This window comes from Cognatiluteimonas weifangensis (assembly GCF_003416885.1).
Taxonomy (GTDB): Bacteria; Pseudomonadota; Gammaproteobacteria; order Xanthomonadales; family Xanthomonadaceae; genus Cognatiluteimonas; species Cognatiluteimonas weifangensis.
Window position 1 is genome coordinate 248182 of sequence record NZ_QVPD01000002.1, and the last position, 15951, is coordinate 264132.

General features: G+C 70.6%; 19 protein-coding genes. 10 read left to right on the forward strand and 9 right to left on the reverse strand.

Annotated features, from left to right (window positions below; translation table 11 throughout):
• Positions 1-9: 9 nt before the first annotated feature.
• The 3 genes from D0Y53_RS02805 to D0Y53_RS02815 are packed head-to-tail and all read left to right on the forward strand — an operon-like array spanning position 10 to position 2023.
• The gene (locus D0Y53_RS02805; RefSeq protein WP_117201675.1) at positions 10-369 is read left to right on the forward strand and encodes a carboxymuconolactone decarboxylase family protein; all 360 of its coding nucleotides are present in this window, start codon (positions 10-12) and stop codon (positions 367-369) included.
• Positions 366-884 carry a protein tyrosine phosphatase family protein gene (locus D0Y53_RS02810; protein WP_117201676.1) on the forward strand — a complete coding sequence of 173 codons (519 nt, stop codon included), beginning with the start codon at positions 366-368 and terminating at the stop codon, positions 882-884. The genes D0Y53_RS02805 and D0Y53_RS02810 overlap by 4 nt, the downstream gene beginning before the upstream one ends.
• Before the next feature lie 8 nt (positions 885-892).
• Positions 893-2023, forward strand: coding sequence for an NAD(P)/FAD-dependent oxidoreductase (locus D0Y53_RS02815; protein ID WP_117201677.1), 1131 nt, complete (start codon positions 893-895; stop codon positions 2021-2023).
• A 10-nt stretch (positions 2024-2033) separates the two neighbouring features.
• Here the strand turns inward: D0Y53_RS02815 and D0Y53_RS02820 are convergent, their stop codons facing one another.
• The 6 genes from D0Y53_RS02820 to D0Y53_RS02840 form a co-directional block, all read right to left on the reverse strand.
• A complete protein-coding gene (locus D0Y53_RS02820) occupies positions 2034-2285 on the reverse strand; it encodes a cyd operon YbgE family protein (protein ID WP_117201678.1) in 252 nt (83 codons plus the stop codon).
• A gap of 3 nt (positions 2286-2288) precedes the next feature.
• Positions 2289-2414, reverse strand: coding sequence for a cytochrome bd-I oxidase subunit CydX (cydX, locus tag D0Y53_RS02825; RefSeq protein ID WP_117201679.1), 126 nt, complete (start codon positions 2412-2414; stop codon positions 2289-2291).
• Entirely contained in the window at positions 2414-3547 is a 1134-nt protein-coding gene (gene cydB, locus D0Y53_RS02830) for a cytochrome d ubiquinol oxidase subunit II (RefSeq protein ID WP_117201680.1), read from the reverse strand. The genes cydX and cydB overlap by 1 nt, the downstream gene beginning before the upstream one ends.
• On the reverse strand, positions 3540-5138 hold the full coding sequence (locus D0Y53_RS02835; RefSeq protein ID WP_117201681.1) for a cytochrome ubiquinol oxidase subunit I: 1599 nt from the start codon (positions 5136-5138) through the stop codon (positions 3540-3542). The genes cydB and D0Y53_RS02835 overlap by 8 nt, the downstream gene beginning before the upstream one ends.
• A gap of 5 nt (positions 5139-5143) precedes the next feature.
• Positions 5144-5344 carry a cytochrome oxidase putative small subunit CydP gene (gene cydP / locus D0Y53_RS12500; protein ID WP_147318983.1) on the reverse strand — a complete coding sequence of 67 codons (201 nt, stop codon included), beginning with the start codon at positions 5342-5344 and terminating at the stop codon, positions 5144-5146.
• A gap of 100 nt (positions 5345-5444) precedes the next feature.
• On the reverse strand, positions 5445-6287 hold the full coding sequence (locus tag D0Y53_RS02840) for a S1/P1 nuclease (RefSeq protein ID WP_117201682.1): 843 nt from the start codon (positions 6285-6287) through the stop codon (positions 5445-5447).
• Between the two features lie 93 nt (positions 6288-6380).
• Between D0Y53_RS02840 and gap the strand changes: the two genes are divergently transcribed.
• Positions 6381-7385 (forward strand): type I glyceraldehyde-3-phosphate dehydrogenase, encoded by a 1005-nt coding sequence (gene gap / locus D0Y53_RS02845; RefSeq protein ID WP_117201683.1) that lies wholly within the window; start codon positions 6381-6383, stop codon positions 7383-7385.
• Positions 7386-7579: 194 nt separating this feature from the next.
• On the opposite strand, the gene fdxA is transcribed toward gap, so the two are convergent.
• Positions 7580-7903, reverse strand: coding sequence for a ferredoxin FdxA (gene fdxA, locus D0Y53_RS02850; RefSeq protein ID WP_117201684.1), 324 nt, complete (start codon positions 7901-7903; stop codon positions 7580-7582).
• A gap of 122 nt (positions 7904-8025) precedes the next feature.
• Between fdxA and D0Y53_RS02855 the strand changes: the two genes are divergently transcribed.
• On the forward strand, positions 8026-8427 hold the full coding sequence (locus D0Y53_RS02855) for a group III truncated hemoglobin (protein ID WP_117201685.1): 402 nt from the start codon (positions 8026-8028) through the stop codon (positions 8425-8427).
• Positions 8428-8440: 13 nt separating this feature from the next.
• Here D0Y53_RS02855 and D0Y53_RS02860 read toward each other — a convergent pair whose 3' ends face one another.
• Positions 8441-8881, reverse strand: a complete 441-nt coding sequence (locus D0Y53_RS02860; protein WP_117201801.1) for a hypothetical protein — start codon at positions 8879-8881, stop codon at positions 8441-8443.
• A gap of 189 nt (positions 8882-9070) precedes the next feature.
• On the opposite strand from D0Y53_RS02860, the gene D0Y53_RS02865 reads away from it, so the two are divergent.
• The 3 genes from D0Y53_RS02865 (at position 9071) to D0Y53_RS02875 (ending at position 12948) form a co-directional block, all read left to right on the forward strand.
• On the forward strand, positions 9071-10258 hold the full coding sequence (locus D0Y53_RS02865) for a phosphoglycerate kinase (RefSeq protein WP_117201686.1): 1188 nt from the start codon (positions 9071-9073) through the stop codon (positions 10256-10258).
• Between the two features lie 46 nt (positions 10259-10304).
• Positions 10305-11771 carry a pyruvate kinase gene (gene pyk / locus D0Y53_RS02870; RefSeq protein WP_117201687.1) on the forward strand — a complete coding sequence of 489 codons (1467 nt, stop codon included), beginning with the start codon at positions 10305-10307 and terminating at the stop codon, positions 11769-11771.
• 166 nt (positions 11772-11937) lie between these two features.
• Positions 11938-12948, forward strand: a complete 1011-nt coding sequence (locus D0Y53_RS02875; RefSeq protein WP_117201688.1) for a class I fructose-bisphosphate aldolase — start codon at positions 11938-11940, stop codon at positions 12946-12948.
• 85 nt (positions 12949-13033) lie between these two features.
• Here D0Y53_RS02875 and cysK read toward each other — a convergent pair whose 3' ends face one another.
• Positions 13034-13990: a cysteine synthase A gene (gene cysK, locus D0Y53_RS02880; RefSeq protein ID WP_117201689.1), complete on the reverse strand. Its 957-nt coding sequence runs from the start codon at positions 13988-13990 to the stop codon at positions 13034-13036.
• A 237-nt stretch (positions 13991-14227) separates the two neighbouring features.
• On the opposite strand from cysK, the gene D0Y53_RS02885 reads away from it, so the two are divergent.
• Positions 14228-14761, forward strand: a complete 534-nt coding sequence (locus tag D0Y53_RS02885; protein ID WP_117201690.1) for a hypothetical protein — start codon at positions 14228-14230, stop codon at positions 14759-14761.
• Positions 14762-14886: 125 nt separating this feature from the next.
• Complete coding sequence (locus tag D0Y53_RS02890) at positions 14887-15948, forward strand: efflux RND transporter periplasmic adaptor subunit (RefSeq protein ID WP_117201691.1); 1062 nt, start codon at positions 14887-14889, stop codon at positions 15946-15948.
• Positions 15949-15951: the final 3 nt, after the last annotated feature.

Genomic DNA, 15951 nt, shown 5'->3' on the forward strand with positions numbered 1-15951 from the left:
GACTCGACCGTGAGCCAATCCTTTCCCGACCTGATCGACGATCTCAACGCCGCCATCGCCAAGCTGCGCGAGGGCGCCCCCGAGCCGATGCGCGGGTTTTCGCATCTGGCGCGCGAGGCGCTCAAGCCCGGCACGCTGGACGCGAAGACCAAGGAGCTGATCGCCATGGGCATCGCCATCGCGGTGCGCTGCGACGGCTGCATCGGTTTCCACGCCAAGGCGGCGATCAAGGCCGGCGCCCGCCGCGAGGAACTCCTGGAAACCTTGTCGATGGCGATCTACATGGGCGCCGGTCCGTCGATGATCTACGCGGCCGAAGCGCTACGCGCCTTCGATGAGCTTTCCCCGGTACAGGAGGCGATCGCATGAAGCCGCTCGCGCTGGGTGTTTCCCTGCTGCTGGCCGCAGCGCTCGCGGCCGGCTGCGCGCATGCGCCCGATGCCGCCGCCGCACCCGAAGTCGCGCTGCTGCAGCCGCTGCCGGGCTTGTTCACCGCCGGCCAGCCGGCGGCGAGCGACTGGCCGGCGATCAAGGCCCGCGGCGTGCGCACGGTGATCAACCTGCGCGCGCCGGGCGAGTTGCACGATCGCGACGAAGCCGCCGAAGTGCGCACCGCCGGCCTGCGTTACCTCGAAATCCCGGTCGCCGGCGCCGACGGCATCAACGCAGCCAACGCCCGCGCCCTGCACGCGGCGCTGGCGCCCGCGCACGGCGGCGGCGTGCTGGTGCACTGCGCCAGCGGCAACCGCGCCGGCGCGTTGCTGGCGCTGGAACAGAAGGATTTCGACGGCGTCGCTCCCGAGCGGGCGCTGGAGATCGGCATATCCGCCGGCGTCACCGGGCTCGAAGGCAGGCTCCGGCAGGCGCTGGGCATCGGCGAGTAGGAGGCGAGATGGCCGCACGCATCACTGTCGTCGGCGCCGGTTTCGCCGGTTTGACCGCACTGCGCACCCTGCGCCGGCAGGCGCCGGACGCCATGCTGACGCTGGTGGCGCCACGCGCGGAGCTGCACTACCTGCCCGGCACCATCTGGATCCCGTCCGGCAAGCGCAGCCGCGCCGACCTGGTGGTGCCGCTGGATGGCTTCCTGCGCCGCGAACGCATCGCCTTCCAGCGCGCCCGCGCCACCGGCCTGTCGGCGGACGCGCGCGTGCTGCGCACCGAGGCCGGCGACGTCGCCAACGACGGTCTGGTCATCGCCAGCGGCGCGCGCTTCCTGCGCAAGCTGCCCGGCATCGAGCACGCGATCATTCCCTGCGAGGGCGTGGAGGCCGGCGAGGCGATCCGCGACCGGCTGGCCGCGCTCGACGCCGGCACCCTGTGCTTCGGCTTCGGCAGCAATCCGAACGAGCCGATCGCGATGCGCGGCGGCCCGGTGTTCGAGTTCGTGTTCGGCATCGATACGCTGCTGCGCCGGCAGCGGCGCCGCGACCGGTTCCGGCTGGTGTTCTTCAGCCCCTCGCAAAAACCCGGCCAGCGGCTGGGCGAAAAAGCGGTGGGGATGATCCTCGCCGAAATGCGCAAGCGCGGCATCGACACCGTGCTCGGCGAGAAACCGCAGCGCTTCGAGGCCGGCGCGGTGCAGCTGGAGCGCAGCCGCATCGACAGCGACCTGACCTTGTTCATGCCCGGCCTGACCGGGCAGGCGTGGCTGGACGATACCGCGCTGCCGCGCTCGCCCGGCGGCTTCGTGCAGGGCGACGCGCAGTGCCGCGTGCCCGGCGTCGCCTGCACCTACGTGGCCGGCGACGGCGGCAGTTTCCCGGGCCCCGACTGGCTGCCCAAGCAGGCGCACCAGGCCGACCTGCAGGCCGCCGTCGCCGCGCGCAACTTGTTGCGCGAGCTGCGCGGCGAACCGGTGCGCGAGGCCTTCCGCAGCGAACTGGTGTGCATCATCGATTCGCTGGATCGCGGCCTGCTGGTGACCCGCAAGGACTTGGGCGGCCGCGCGCTGCCGCCGCTGCGTTTCGCGCACTGGGCCAAGGTCGCGTTCGAGAAACGCTACCTGCGCCGCTATCGCTGAACCGGCGCGTTCAGTGCGCCCAGAACACGGTCGCGGCGACCGCCGCCGCCGGCCACAACAGCCACGGCGAGAACAGGCGCCCGGCCCAGCGTGCGCGGAAACGGAATCCGCTGCCGTGCACGAACAAGGCGCACACGGCCAGCAACACCAGCGTCATCAGGCCGTGCTCGGACGCGGTGAGTTCCCGTCCGCGCGCAGCGGGCAGGAACAGCAGGGCCAGCGCCAGCCCGCCGCCCAGCAGCAGCGAGCCCAGCCGCGCCACGGCTCAGGGCTGCTCGAACGGCGCCGTCTGCCCGCGCGCCTGGTCGCTGTGCACCTCGTACCACATGGCATTGAGGATCGCGAACGCGGAGGCGAACGCGATGCCGAGGATCCACGCGAAGTACCACATCAGTAGCCACCTCCGTTGCGGGCTCGCTCTTCGACATGTGCGCGGGTGACCCGGCCGCGCATGATGCGGAACGCCCAGGTGCTGTAGGCCAGCACCAGCGGCAGGAACACCGCGGTGGCGAGCAGCATGATCCCCAGCGTGCGCTGGCTGGAGGAGGCGTCCCAGAGCGTCAGCCCGTGCCCCGGCTGGGTGGCCGAAGGCAGCAGGAAGGGAAACAGCGCGATGCCGGCGGTGAGGATGATCGCCGCCACCGCCACGCCGCTGGCGACGAAACCCAGCACGCGATGACGCCCCAGGGCCACGGCAAGCATGGCCAGCGCCGCCAGCGCCGGGACCAGCCACAGCAGCGGATGCGCCCGCTGGTTGGACAGCCAGGCGCCGGCCTCGACCGCGACCTGCTTGCCGAGCGGATTCGACGGGCCGTCGGCCGCGACCGCGCCGACGATCGCGTGGCCGGGCAGCACCGCCAGCCAGGCGCCCGCGGCCACGAACGCCGCCAGCGCGACCAGCGCCGCGACGCGGGCCACGCCGTGCGCGCGATCGCCGACCGCGCCCTCGATCTTCATCGCCCCGAACGTCGCCCCGTGCATGACCAGCATCGCCAGGCCGACCACGCCGGCCAGCAGCGCGAACGGGTGGAACAGGCCGAAGAAGCGCCCGTCGTACACCGGCAGCAGGGTGTCGGTGAAATGGAACGGCACGCCCAGGAACAGGTTGCCGAACGCCACGCCGAACACCAGCGACGGCACCGCGCCGGCCACTGTCAGCGCCCAGTCCCACAGGTTGCGCCAGGCCGGATGCGCCACCTTGTTGCGGAAGTTGAAGCCCACCGGGCGCAGGATCAGCGCCAGCAGCACCAGCAGCATCGCGAAATAGAAGCCGGAAAACGAGGCTGCATACAGCACCGGCCAGGCCGCGAAGATCGCGCCGCCGCCGAGGATGAACCACACCTGGTGGCCTTCCCAGTGCGGTTCGATGGCCTCCAGCGCCATCCGCCGTTCGGTGTCGTCGCGGGTGATGAAGCGGTAGATCGCGCCCAGGCCCAGGTCGTAGCCGTCGGTGAGGGCGAAGCCGATCAGCAGCACGCCGAGCAGCAGCCACCAGATCTCGCGCAGGGTGCCGTAGTCAAGCATGGCCGCTCTCCTTCGCAGCGGCGGACGGGGCGTGCGGGGCGGGCGCCGGCCGCGCGTCCGGCAGCGGCCACAGCCCGAGTCCTTCCGGCCCGGCCTTGACCATCCGCCGCATCAGGAATACGTCGAACACCGCCAGCGTGGTGTACAGCACCACGAAGCCGACCAGACTGCCCATGACCTGCGCGCTACTGGTCGAGGACACGCCGAGGAAGGTCGGCAGCACGCCGTCGATCGCCCACGGCTGGCGGCCGTATTCGGCCACGATCCAGCCCAGCTCCGCCGCGATCCACGGCAGCGGCAGGCTCCACAGCGCGATGCGCAGGAAGCGCGGATGCTCCAGCTTGCGCTTGCTGGCGAGCAAGAACGCCCAGGCGAACAGGGCGATGAAGAAGAAGCCCAGCGCCACCATGATCCGGAACGAGAAGAACAGCACCGGCACGTTCGGGACGGTGTCCCAGGCCGCACGTTCGATCACCGCTTCGTCGGCCCTGGCCGGGTCGTCGACGTACTTCAGCGTCAGCAGGCCGAAACCCAGGTCGTCGCGCTTGGCCAGGAAGGCCTGCTGCTTCTCGGGATTGGCGCGATCCGCGCGCACCGCCGCCAGCGCCGCGTGCGCCGCGATGCCGTTGCGGATGCGCTGTTTGTTGTGCTCGACCAGGTCGTGGATGCCCGGCACCTGCTCGTCCAGCGAGCGGGTGGCGATCAGGCCCAGCGCCCACGGGATGCGGATCGCGGCCCTGGTCCCGCGCTCTTGCATGCTCGGCAGGCCGAACAGCGTGAACGATGCCGGGGCCGGGGCGGTGTGCCATTCGGCCTCGATCGCCGCGACCTTCATGTGCTGGTTCTCGGAGGCGGTGTAGCCGCTCTCGTCGCCCAGCACCACCACCGACAGCGCCGAGGCGAGGCCGAAGCTCGCCGCCACGGTGAGCGAGCGCTTGGCGAACTGCAGGTTGCGGCCCTTGAGCAGGTAGTACGCGCTGATCGACAGCACGAACATCGCGCCGGTCACGTAGCCCGCGCTGACCGTGTGCACGAACTTGGATTGCGCCACCGGGTTGAGCAGCACCGCGGCGAAGTCGGTGACCTCCATCCGCATGGTCTGGAAGTTGAACTCCGCGCCCACCGGGTACTGCATCCAGCCGTTGGCGATCAGGATCCACAGGGCGGAGAAATTGGCGCCCAGCGCCATCAGCCAGGTCACCACCATATGCTGCAACTTGCTCATCCGGTCCCAACCGAAGAAGAACAGGCCGACAAAGGTGCTTTCCAGAAAGAACGCCATCAGGCCCTCGATCGCCAGCGGCGCGCCGAAGATGTCGCCGACGTAGTGCGAGTAGTAGGCCCAGTTGGTGCCGAACTGGAACTCCATGGTGATGCCGGTGGCCACGCCCATGGCGAAGTTGATGCCGAACAGGACGCCCCAGAACTTCACCATCTGCTTCCAGATGGCGCGGCCGGTCATCACGTAGACGCTTTCCATGATCGCCAGCAGCAGCGCCAGGCCCAGGGTCAGCGGCACGAACAGGAAGTGGTAGAGCGCGGTGATCGCGAACTGGAGCCGCGACAGGTCGACGACGGACAGGTCGGGCATGGGGATCACCTCGCTGACGACTCGATGCGGTGCCCGACCGCGTCGGCGTCGACGGCGGGGCGGTGCGCGGGGCCGAAGAACAGGGCGTAGAGCAGGGCCAGCAGGCCGAGCTTGGCGGCGATCACCCAGAGCAGGTGCCGGCGCAGGACGGCGAACGCGCCAACCTGCCGCGGACCATCCGCTGGATCATGGACCGAGGGTGCCATCGCCGCACCTAGTCCCGGGGGGACAGGTGGGCAGGGTAATCACGGCCATCCGCGATCGCAACCGGCGCCGGGTCCGGCCCGGCGCCGGCCTGCGGGCGGCTTAGCCGAGGGTGTCGTCGAGGAGCCGGGCCAGGCGCCACGCGGCCTGGCGGATGCGCTGTTCAGCCAGCGGGCGCTGGGCGTCCAGGTAGCGGTGATCGAGCTTGTGGCCCGACGGATACAGGCCGCGCGCGTCGATCAGACGGCAAGACTCGCCGGCCCAGGCCTGCGGCTGGCTGAGCGGGGTCGCCGCAGGCGGCCACGGCAGCGCGTCCAGACGATCGGCGTAGCGCCGCAGCGACAGCCGCTCGCTGCCCAGCAGGTAGTAGTCCCACACCGAATGCAGGTTGGTGCCCATCACCCCGTCGACGTAACGCTTGCGCGCGTAGGCCTCGGGTTCCAGGTCAGTGCGCAGGCTGATCTGGTAGTCGTTGCCGCCCTTGTCGTCGTGGTTGCTGGCGTGCATCGGCTGGTGCGCGTCGCCGACGAAATGGACGATGAACTTGAGCGCGTCGCGGCGCGCGGTCAGCGGCTGGCGGCGGTCGGCCAGGATCGCGCGCTGGCGCTCGATCGCGCCGGTCACGCAGTCGCCGTCGGGGCAGTCGCGGGCGGCGACGAAATGGCAGCTGTGGTCGGCCGCGTTGACGTAGTGCCAACGCGCGGTGGCCCGAAATCGCTCCGGGTCGAGGTCGCGCAGGCGGTCGGCCCAGTCGGCGACGCCGGCCAGGGTCGGATCGGCTTCGCCGGCCAGCAGCAAATGGACCTGGGCCGCGGCGGCCGGATCCAGGTGGCGCTGGGCCAGTTCGCCGACCAGGCGATGGCCGAGTGCGCTCCAGGCCAGCGCGGCCGGACTGGCGACGACGGCGAGGGCGACGGTCAGGGCGAGAAGGGCGGATCTGCGCATGGGGATCGGGGTCGGTGGCCGCGGGGGAGGCGATGCTAAAATACCCGGATTCCCGGTTTTTTGTCCCCATTTGCCCTTCAGGAGCCCGGCGTCATGGCGATCAAGGTTGGTATCAACGGTTTCGGCCGCATCGGCCGCAACGTGCTGCGCTCGGCGCTGCAGAATTTCGGCAACGACATCGAGGTCGTGGCCATCAACGACCTGCTGGAGCCGGCCTACCTCGCCTACATGCTGCAGTACGACTCGGTCCACGGCCGCTTCCACGGCGAGGTCAAGGTCGAGGGCAACCAGCTCGTGGTCGACGGCAAGCGCATCCGCCTCACCGCCGAGCGCGACCCGGCCAACCTGAAGTGGGGCGAAGCGGATGTCGACGTCGTGATCGAGTCCACCGGCCTGTTCCTGACCAAGGACGCGGCGCAGAAGCACCTGGACGCCGGCGCGAAGAAGGTGATCCTGTCGGCGCCATCCAAGGACGACACGCCGATGTTCGTCTATGGCGTCAACGACAAGAAGTACGCCGGCGAGAAAATCGTCTCCAACGCCTCGTGCACCACCAACTGCCTGGCGCCGGTGGCCAAGGTGCTCAACGACAAGTGGGGCATCAAGCGCGGCCTGATGACCACCGTGCACGCCGCCACCGCCAGCCAGAAGGTCGTCGACGGCCCGAGCAACAAGGACTGGCGCGGCGGCCGCGGCATCCTGGAGAACATCATTCCCTCCTCCACCGGCGCGGCCAAGGCGGTCGGGGTGGTGATTCCGGAACTCAACAAGAAGCTCACCGGCATGAGCTTCCGCGTGCCCACTTCGGACGTGTCCGTGGTCGACCTCACCGTCGAGCTGGAGAAGCCGGCGACCTACGCCGAGATCTGCGCCGAGATGAAGGCGCAGTCGCAAGGCGCGCTGAAGGGCATCCTCGGCTACACCGAGGACAAGGTGGTCGCCACCGACTTCCGCGGCGATGCGCGGACCTCGATCTTCGATGCCGACGCCGGCATCGCGCTGGATCCCACCTTCGTCAAGCTGGTCGCCTGGTACGACAACGAGTGGGGCTATTCCAACAAGTGCCTGGAGATGGTCAAGGTGGTCGCGGCGAAGTAGACCGGCTTCCCCTGCGCGAGGCACCACGAAAAAACCCCGCCTGGCGGGGTTTTTTCATGCGTGCCGCTGCCGCGCGAGCGTCGGATGCGCGTGGGCAGCGGCGATGCGCGCGAATGCGACACCACCGCGTCGGCGAGCCTCGGTGCGGGGCATGCGGCCGGCCGGGCATGGGTGCCGGCGACGGTGCCGCGGATTCAGCGCTCCAGCAGCGGCAGCTTGTCCGGCACGCCGTCCCAGGCTTCGGCGTCGGGCAGGGCCGGGATCTTCTTGTCGATCACCGGCCACAGCGGCGCCAGCTCGGCGTTGATCGCCAGGAATTTCTCCTGGCCGGCCGGCACGTCGTCCTCGGGGAAGATCGCGTTGACCGGGCACTCGGCCACGCACAGGGTGCAGTCGATGCAGCTCTCCGCGTCGATCACCAGGAAATTCGGACCCTGGTGGAAGCAGTCGACCGGGCACACCTCCACGCAGTCGGTGTACTTGCAGTTGATGCAGTTTTCGGTGACGACGTGGGTCATTGGGATTGAAGACTCGTTGCGTGCGGATTGTGCGCGCGCGCCGCCACGCACGCCGTGACCTGGATCAAGGCGATTTTGCCGGGTTGGCGCCACAATCGCCGGCCCCGCCCGTTCCCTTCGCCATGTCCGAGCCCACCGCTCCCGACGCCGACGCCATCGCCCGTCTGGTCGACCGCTTCTACGACCGCGTGCAGGTCGAACCGCTGATCGGCCCGGTGTTCCAGGCCGTGGTCCACGACTGGGACGCGCACAAGCGGCTGCTGACCTCGTTCTGGTGCTCGGTGGCGCTGCATGCCGGCAGCTACCGCGGCAACCCGATGGCGGCGCACCGGCCGCTGCCGATCGACAACCGCCATTTCGAGCGCTGGCTGGCGCTGTGGCAGGACACCGCGCAAACGCTGCTGCCGCCGACGCAGGCGGCGCTGATGGTCGATTTCGCGCGCCGGATCGGCAGCAGTCTGCGCTATGGCCTGAACCTGGATACGGTCAGACCGCTGCCCTTGCGCAAACGCCAGATGGGTTGACGCCCGGCGTCGGTCAGGCCAGGAACATGGTCTTGGCCAGGACCACGATCCCGACCATCAGCCCCAGCACGATGCGGTGGGTATGGCGGAAGCGGCAGGCGTCCATGCGCCCGCGCAAGCCCGCGGTCACGGCGCTGACGAACACGCCCAGCACCGCCAGCGCCAGCCCGACCTTGAGCAGCAGCAGCCAGCCGAAGGTGCTGTTGCCGACGCAGGCCAGGCCGTCGCAGCGCAAGTCGAACAGCAGCCCGCCGCTGGCGAACAGCAGCAGCACCACTACCGGCATGAAACGCCGCACCCGCGCCATCACCGCCGCCTCCAGCCGCGCCATGGTGCCGGTGTCGAAGACCTTGTGGAAGGATTCCAGCACCAGCACCTCGAAGCACACCGCGCCGACGAAGACGATGGCGCAGGCCAGGTGCAGCAGCACGATCAACGGGTACCAGTGGGCCATGGGCGGAAGGTCGCGCGGACGGGCGGTCGCGCCAGTATTGCGCGCCGTTTCCGCGGACCGGTTGATCTGGATCAAGGCAATGCGAATGATTCCCGCTCCCATCGGCATGTTGCCGCCCGCCCGCTGCTGCCCGGACAATGGGCGGCCTTTTCCTTGTCCCGCGCCCGTGCGCGCCGTCCCGAGCCCGCCATGCCCATCCTGCGAATGACCGACCTCGACCTGTCCGCGCAACGCGTGCTGATCCGCGAGGACCTCAACGTGCCGATCGAGCATGTCGACGGCCAGCCGCCCCGGATCACCTCCGAGCAGCGCCTGCTGGCGGCGCTGCCGACCCTGCGCCTGGCGCTGGAGCGCGGTGCGGCGGTGATGGTGATGTCGCACCTGGGGCGGCCGACGGAGGGCCGCTGGAGCGCGGCCGATTCGCTGGCCCCGGTCGCCGCGCGGCTGTCGCAGCTGCTGGGCCGCGAGGTGCCGCTGCTGCGCGACTACCTGGACGGCGTCGCGGTGCAGCCGGGGCAGCTGGTGCTGCTGGAAAACTGCCGCATGAACGTCGGCGAGAAGGCCGACGACGAGGCGCTGGCGAAGCGCTACGCGGCGCTGTGCGACGTGTTCGTGATGGATGCCTTCGGTACCGCGCACCGGGCCCAGGCTTCGACCCACGGCGTGATCCGCCATGCACGCCGCGCCTGCGGCGGTCCGCTGTTGATGGCCGAACTCGACGCGCTGGGCAAGGCCCTGGAACAGCCGGCGCGGCCGCTGCTGGCGATCGTCGCCGGCTCCAAGGTCAGCACCAAGCTGGCATTGCTGTCCTCGCTGGTCGCCCGGGTCGACCAGCTGATCGTCGGCGGCGGCATCGCCAACACTTTCCTCGCCGCGCAGGGCCACAACGTCGGCAAGTCGCTGGTGGAGACGGACCTGATCGATACAGCGCGCCGGATCATGGCCGACGCGAAGGCGCGCGGGGCCGAGATCCCGATGCCGACCGACGTGGTGGTCGCGCCGCGTTTCGCCGCCGACGCGCCGGCGACGGTCAAGGCGGTGACGGCGGTCGGCGACGACGACATGATCCTGGACATCGGCCCGGCGACCGCGGCGCGGTACGCGCAGTTGGTCGCCGCCGCCGGCACCGTGGTCTGGAACGGTCCGGTCGGGGTGTTCGAGTTCGACGCCTTCGGCCACGGCACCGAAACCCTGGCCCGCGCGATCGCGGCCTCGGATGCGTTCTCCATCGCTGGCGGCGGCGACACCCTGGCGGCGGTCGACAAATACGGCATCGCCGAGGCCGTGTCCTATATCTCCACCGGCGGCGGCGCGTTCCTGGAGTTCCTGGAGGGCAAGCAGCTGCCGGCGGTCGCGGCCCTGCTGGCGCGCGGCTGACGCGGAGATGGCGATCGCATGCGGCTGTGCTAGCGTGCCGCGTGACATGAGCGACCATCGCCGCCGCACCAGGATCCTCGCTACGCTCGGCCCGGCCACCGACCCGCCGGGCATGCTCGACGCGCTGCTGCGCGCGGGTGCGGACGTGGTGCGGCTGAACTTCTCGCACGGCGACCCGGCGGTGCAGCGCGCCCGCGCGCAGGCAGTGCGCGAGGCCGCGCAGCGGGTCGGCGTGGAGGTCGGCATCCTCGCCGACCTGCCCGGGCCGAAATTGCGCATCGGCAGCTTCGTCGACGGCCGCGTGCCGTTGCGGGCCGGCCAGCGCTTCGACCTGGTCGCGCGCGACGACGCGCCGCCCGGCGACGCGAACCAGGTCGGCATCAGTTACCTCGGCCTGCCGGGCGATGTCCGCAGCGGCGACGTGCTGCTGCTCGACGACGGCCTGGTGCAGTTGCAGGTGCAGCGGATCGAAGGCGAGCGCATCGTCACCACCGTGCTCAACGACGGCGCGCTGTCGGACCGCAAGGGCCTGAACCGGCTCGGCGGCGGCCTGTCGCTGGGCGCGCTGACCGACCGCGACCGCGAGCTGATCGGCGTGGCCGCGCAGCTCGGCGCCGACTTCATCGCGGTGTCGTTCTGCCGCAGCGCCGCCGACATGGAGGAGGCGCGCGCCATCGCCCGCGGCCACGGCAGCGACGCGGCGTTGTGCGCCAAGATCGAGCGCGCCGAGGCGATCGAGAACCTGGCCGAGATCATCGACGCCTCCGACGCGGTGATGGTCGCGCGCGGCGATCTCGGGGTGGAGATCGGCGACGCCGAGCTGCCCGGCCTGCAGAAGAAGATCATCCGCGAGTCGCTGGCGCGCAGCCGGGTGGTGATCACCGCCACGCAGATGCTGCAGTCGATGGTCGACAGCCCGATCCCGACCCGCGCCGAGGTGCTGGACGTCGCCAACGCGGTGATCGACGGCACCGACGCGGTGATGCTGTCGCAGGAGTCGGCCGCCGGCAACTACCCGCTCAAGGCGGTCGAGGCGATGGTGCGGATCTGCATCGGCGCCGAGAAGCAGTTCGAGATGGACACCGATTTCGAGACGGCGCAGCGCGATCTGCAGCGCCCGGACCAGGCGATCGCGATGGCGGCGATGTTCCTGTCCGAGCACATCGGCGTGCGCGCGATCGTGGCGATGACCGAATCCGGCGGCACCGCCCGCTACCTGTCGCGGTTCCGCTCCAACGTGCCGATCTTCGGCCTCTCGCGGCATCCCGGCGCACGCCGGCGGATGGCGCTGATGCGCGACGTGGTGCCGGTGGCCTTCGACAGCCGCGGCCTGGAGACCCGCGAGGCCGCACGCGAGGCGGTGAAAGCACTGTTCGATGCCGGCCTGCTGGCCGCGGGCGACCACATCGTCTTCACCAGCGGCGACCACATGGAGCAGCACGGCGCCACCAACACGCTCCGGCTGCTGCAGGTCGGGCCGGGCGGGCTGGCGCAGGGGCTGGGGGATATTTGACCCTTGCGGGCAGCTCTGTCGTTAGGTCAGGGGTGTCCGGATAAACCGCAAACCTGAGGCCGTCGCGCAAGGCCGTAGATTTGCCTTAAGTTCCTGTTTCGCAATGGTCTTTCACTGCCTTCATTGGCTATAATCGCCCGTTGCCGCCACCTCCCAGGACCCTTCCATGAGCATCGAACAGCTTGCCGAAACCGCCCGGGCGATGGTCGCCGCGGGCAAGGGCATCATCGCCATCGACGAATCCACCGGCACCATCGCCAAGCGCTTCGCCGCCGTGGGCGTGGAGAACACCGAGGAAAATCGCCGCGCCTACCGCGAGATGCTGCTGACCACGCCCGGCCTGGGCGAGCACATTTCCGGTGCGATCCTGTTCGACGAGACCCTGCGCCAGTCGACCAAGGACGGCGTGCCGTTCGCCAGGGTGATGCAGGACAACGGCATCATCCCCGGGATCAAGGTCGACAAGGGCACGCACGCGCTGGCCGGCTTCCCGGGCGAGGTGGTCACCGAGGGCCTGGACGGGCTGCGCGAGCGCCTGAAGGAGTACTACGGCCTCGGCGCGCGTTTCGCCAAGTGGCGCGCGGTGATCAACATCGGCGAGGACATCCCCTCGGGCACCTGCATCGAGGCCAACGCGCACGCGCTGGCGCGCTATGCGGCGCTGTGCCAGGAACAGGGCCTGGTGCCGATGGTGGAACCGGAAGTGCTGATGGACGGCGACCACGACATCGAGACCTGCTACGAGGTCACCGAAGTCACCCTGCGCGCGCTGTTCGACGCGCTGTACAACCAGAACGTGATGCTGGAAGGCACGATCCTGAAGGCGTCGATGGTCGTGTCGGGCAAGGATTGCGCCGAGCAGGCTTCGGTGGACGAGGTCGCCGAATCCACCCTGATGTGCCTGAAGACGGCGGTGCCGGCGATCCTGCCGGGCATCGTGTTCCTGTCCGGTGGCCAGAGCGACGCCGATGCGACCGCGCATCTGGACGCGATCAACCGCATGGGCCCCAATCCGTGGCCGCTGAGCTTCAGCTACGGCCGTGCGATGCAGTCCGCGGCGCTGAAGATCTGGGCGCAGGATCCGGCCAACAACGTCGCCAAGGCGCAGGCGATGGTCCACGCGCGCGCCCGCGACAACGGTCTGGCGGCGCTGGGGCGCTGGTCGCAGGCCGCCTGAGCCGCACGGCAAGGGGTTCCGGGAGCCGGCGCGAGCCGGCTCCCGCGCGCTTGCGCGCCGGCTCTGTCCGGACGGCTCGCCCGGGCTACAGACCCGCGAGCCAGGTGTCGTCCGAGCCCTCGATCACGTCCTCGAACAGGAACGTGGACAAGTAGCGCTCGCCGGTATCGGGCAGCATCGCCAGGATCACGTCGCCGTCGCGCGCGGCTTTCGCCACTTCCAGCGCCGCGGCGACGGTGGCGCCCGCAGACAGGCCGGCGAAGATGCCTTCCTCGCGCGCCAGCCGGCGCGCGGTGTCGCGGGCGAGGGTGTCGTCGATCTTGACGATGTCGCCGACCAGCGCGCGGTCGAGCACCGCCGGGATGAAGTCCGGCGTCCAGCCCTGGATCTTGTGCGGGGTGAACGGCTCGCCGCTGAGCAGTGCGGCGCCGGCCGGCTCGCAGGTGGTGACCTTGACCTGCGGCCGCGCCGCCCGCAGCACCTCGGCCACGCCGGTGAGGGTGCCGCCGGTGCCCCAGCCGCTGACGAAATGGTCCAGCCGGCGCCCGGCGAAGTCGCGCAGGATTTCCGCCGCCGTGGTTTCGCGGTGGTAGGCCGGGTTGGCCGGATTCTCGAACTGGCGGGCGAGGAACCAGCTATGCTCGCGGGCCAGTTGCTCGGCCTTGCGCACCATGCCGGTACCGCGCTCGGCCGCGGGCGTGAGGATCACCCGGGCGCCGTAGGCGCGCATCAGCTTGCGACGCTCGACCGAGAAGCTGTCGCTCATCACCGCCACGAAGCCGTAACCGCGTGCCGCGCAGACCATGGCCAGGGCGATGCCGGTGTTGCCGGAGGTCGCCTCGATCACGGTGTCGCCCGGCCGCAGCAGGCCGCGCGCCTCGGCGTCGAGAATGATCGCCAGCGCCAGGCGATCCTTGACCGAACCGCCCGGATTGAATGCCTCGACCTTGGCATAGAGCGCGATGCCGGGCGGGGCGAGCCGCTGCAGGCGTACGACCGGCGTGCGACCGATGGTGTCGAGGATGCTGTCGTGGATGGCCATGGGGGGCTGCCTGGACGCGGGAGGGCCGAGTGTACTGCCGGCCGGGTGGCGCGCTGGTGGGGCCTGAATGCGCGCCGCTGCAGGACGTAGCCCAACGCAAGGTGAAGGGAGTGTGACGCAATCCAGGACGTGGCCGCCGCAAGCGTCGAGAATCGAACTCCAGAATCGGTGTGCCGGGGTCGGCGTCGGGAATCGGCGCCGAAAACCGGTGCCACGCGCCACGGTCCGCTTGCCGCCATGCAACCTCGCATCACCTCCGCCAACATCGAGCGCCTGCGCGCCGCGGTCGATACTGCCACCCGCCTGCATCGCCTCGGCCTGCTGCTGTTCTTCGCCGCCTGCGTGCTGGTGACCTGGCCCGCTGCGCAGCTGCCGGCGTGGCTGCCGCAGGCCGGCCTGGCCGCGACCTTGCTCGCCTTCGCCTGCAAGGCGCTGGCGACGCGCCGCGAAATCCGCCTGCTGCGGCGGCTGGGGCGGATCATGGCGCTGCCGTACCGGCGCGCAGCCGCCGGCAACGACCACGGCGCCTGGAGCGCGATCCGCAGCTACGTGGCCGCCTCGATCGTGCTCACGGTGGCCGCGGCGCTGGCCCCGAGCATGCTCGCCGCGCTCGGCGAGACCCTGCTGTCCAACCTGGTGGCGATGCTGTGCGTGGCGGCGCTGGTGCTGCAGTCCTTCGACAATCCGCAGCGCATGCACAGCCGCATCCTGCAGATCTGCCGCAGCCGCCTGGATCCGCACGCCGACGCGGACGACGTGCTCGCGGCGTGAGCCGCGCCGGCGCGTGCAACGCCCGGGCAGGCGTCCGGTTGACCGTCCCGGCGTGGCCCCGATGGCAGGGGCGAGGGGTGCCGGAGGCCGCTAGACTGGGGCGTTTCCCGCTCCTGCCCGGCACGATGCCCAGACTGTCCGCCGCCTGCGCCCTGCTCAGCCTTGCCCTCGCCGCCTGCGGCGCGGCGCCCACGCCGCCCGCCGATGCCGGCGCGCCCGTACCCGTCACCATCGCCACGGTGCGGCTGCAGCCGTTCCAGGACAGCCTGCAGGCCCCCGGGACCGCGCAGGCGCGCGAGTCGGTGACGATCACCGCCAAGGTCAGCGAGACGGTGCAGCGGGTGCATTTCGACAGCGGCGACCGGATTGCCGCCGGCGCGCCGCTGGTGACGCTCAGCGGCCAGCAGCAACGCGCCGCGCTGGCCGAGGCCCAGGCCGCCGCCAGCGAGGCCGAACGACTGCTGCAGCGCCAGCAGGAGCTGGCCGCGCAGCAATTGATCGCGCACTCGGCCCTGGATGCGCAGCGCGCCACCCGCGACGCGGCCAATGCGCGGGTCGCGCAGATTCGCGCACAACTGGCCGACCGGGTGGTGCGCGCGCCGTTCGCCGGGATGCTGGGCCTGCGCCAGGTCAGTCCCGGAGCGCTGGTCACGCCGGGCACCGCGATCGCCACCCTCGACGATCTGGACCGCATGTACGTGGACTTCCCGGTGCCGGAGACGCGATTGGGCGACATCGCCCGCGGGCAGCGGGTCGAAGGCCGGATCGCCGCCATGCCGGGGCGCAGCTTCGCAGGCAGCGTGGAGACCGTGGACACGCGCATCGACCCCGGGACCCGGGCGGCCACCGTGCGCGCGGCGTTCGCCAACCCCGACCATGCGCTGCGTCCGGGGATGCTGGTGCAGGTGCGCGTCCTGCTGCCCGTGCGCGAGGCGCTGCTGGTGCCGGAAATCGCCATCGTCCAGGTCGGGCAGACCTCGTTCGTGTGGCGGGTGCGGACGGACGGCCGGGTCGAGCAGGCGCAGGTCGCGATCGGCAGCCGCAGCGCCGGCAAGGCCGAGATCACCCGCGGACTGCATGCCGGCGAGCGGATCGTGGTCGACGGTACCGGCAAGCTGCGTGCGGGCGACCGCGTGGCCGCTGCCGGGACCGCGCCGGTTGCGGCCGCGGTTGCCGGCAAGGATTGAGCG

What these genes read in the sequence shown, in the direction of transcription:
- D0Y53_RS02885 (WP_117201690.1), top strand. Translation starts at nt 14,228, where the DNA reads ATGCAACCTCGCATCACCTCCGCCAACATCGAGCGCCTGCGCGCCGCG.
- fdxA (WP_117201684.1), bottom strand. Translation starts at nt 7,903, where the DNA reads ATGACCCACGTCGTCACCGAAAACTGCATCAACTGCAAGTACACCGAC.
- cydP (WP_147318983.1), bottom strand. Translation starts at nt 5,344, where the DNA reads ATGGCACCCTCGGTCCATGATCCAGCGGATGGTCCGCGGCAGGTTGGC.
- D0Y53_RS02815 (WP_117201677.1), top strand. Translation starts at nt 893, where the DNA reads ATGGCCGCACGCATCACTGTCGTCGGCGCCGGTTTCGCCGGTTTGACC.
- D0Y53_RS02855 (WP_117201685.1), top strand. Translation starts at nt 8,026, where the DNA reads ATGTCCGAGCCCACCGCTCCCGACGCCGACGCCATCGCCCGTCTGGTC.
- D0Y53_RS02865 (WP_117201686.1), top strand. Translation starts at nt 9,071, where the DNA reads ATGCCCATCCTGCGAATGACCGACCTCGACCTGTCCGCGCAACGCGTG.
- gap (WP_117201683.1), top strand. Translation starts at nt 6,381, where the DNA reads ATGGCGATCAAGGTTGGTATCAACGGTTTCGGCCGCATCGGCCGCAAC.
- cydB (WP_117201680.1), bottom strand. Translation starts at nt 3,547, where the DNA reads ATGCTTGACTACGGCACCCTGCGCGAGATCTGGTGGCTGCTGCTCGGC.
- D0Y53_RS02860 (WP_117201801.1), bottom strand. Translation starts at nt 8,881, where the DNA reads ATGGCCCACTGGTACCCGTTGATCGTGCTGCTGCACCTGGCCTGCGCC.
- D0Y53_RS02835 (WP_117201681.1), bottom strand. Translation starts at nt 5,138, where the DNA reads ATGCCCGACCTGTCCGTCGTCGACCTGTCGCGGCTCCAGTTCGCGATC.
- cysK (WP_117201689.1), bottom strand. Translation starts at nt 13,990, where the DNA reads ATGGCCATCCACGACAGCATCCTCGACACCATCGGTCGCACGCCGGTC.
- D0Y53_RS02890 (WP_117201691.1), top strand. Translation starts at nt 14,887, where the DNA reads ATGCCCAGACTGTCCGCCGCCTGCGCCCTGCTCAGCCTTGCCCTCGCC.
- D0Y53_RS02875 (WP_117201688.1), top strand. Translation starts at nt 11,938, where the DNA reads ATGAGCATCGAACAGCTTGCCGAAACCGCCCGGGCGATGGTCGCCGCG.
- pyk (WP_117201687.1), top strand. Translation starts at nt 10,305, where the DNA reads ATGAGCGACCATCGCCGCCGCACCAGGATCCTCGCTACGCTCGGCCCG.
- D0Y53_RS02840 (WP_117201682.1), bottom strand. Translation starts at nt 6,287, where the DNA reads ATGCGCAGATCCGCCCTTCTCGCCCTGACCGTCGCCCTCGCCGTCGTC.
- D0Y53_RS02810 (WP_117201676.1), top strand. Translation starts at nt 366, where the DNA reads ATGAAGCCGCTCGCGCTGGGTGTTTCCCTGCTGCTGGCCGCAGCGCTC.
- cydX (WP_117201679.1), bottom strand. Translation starts at nt 2,414, where the DNA reads ATGTGGTACTTCGCGTGGATCCTCGGCATCGCGTTCGCCTCCGCGTTC.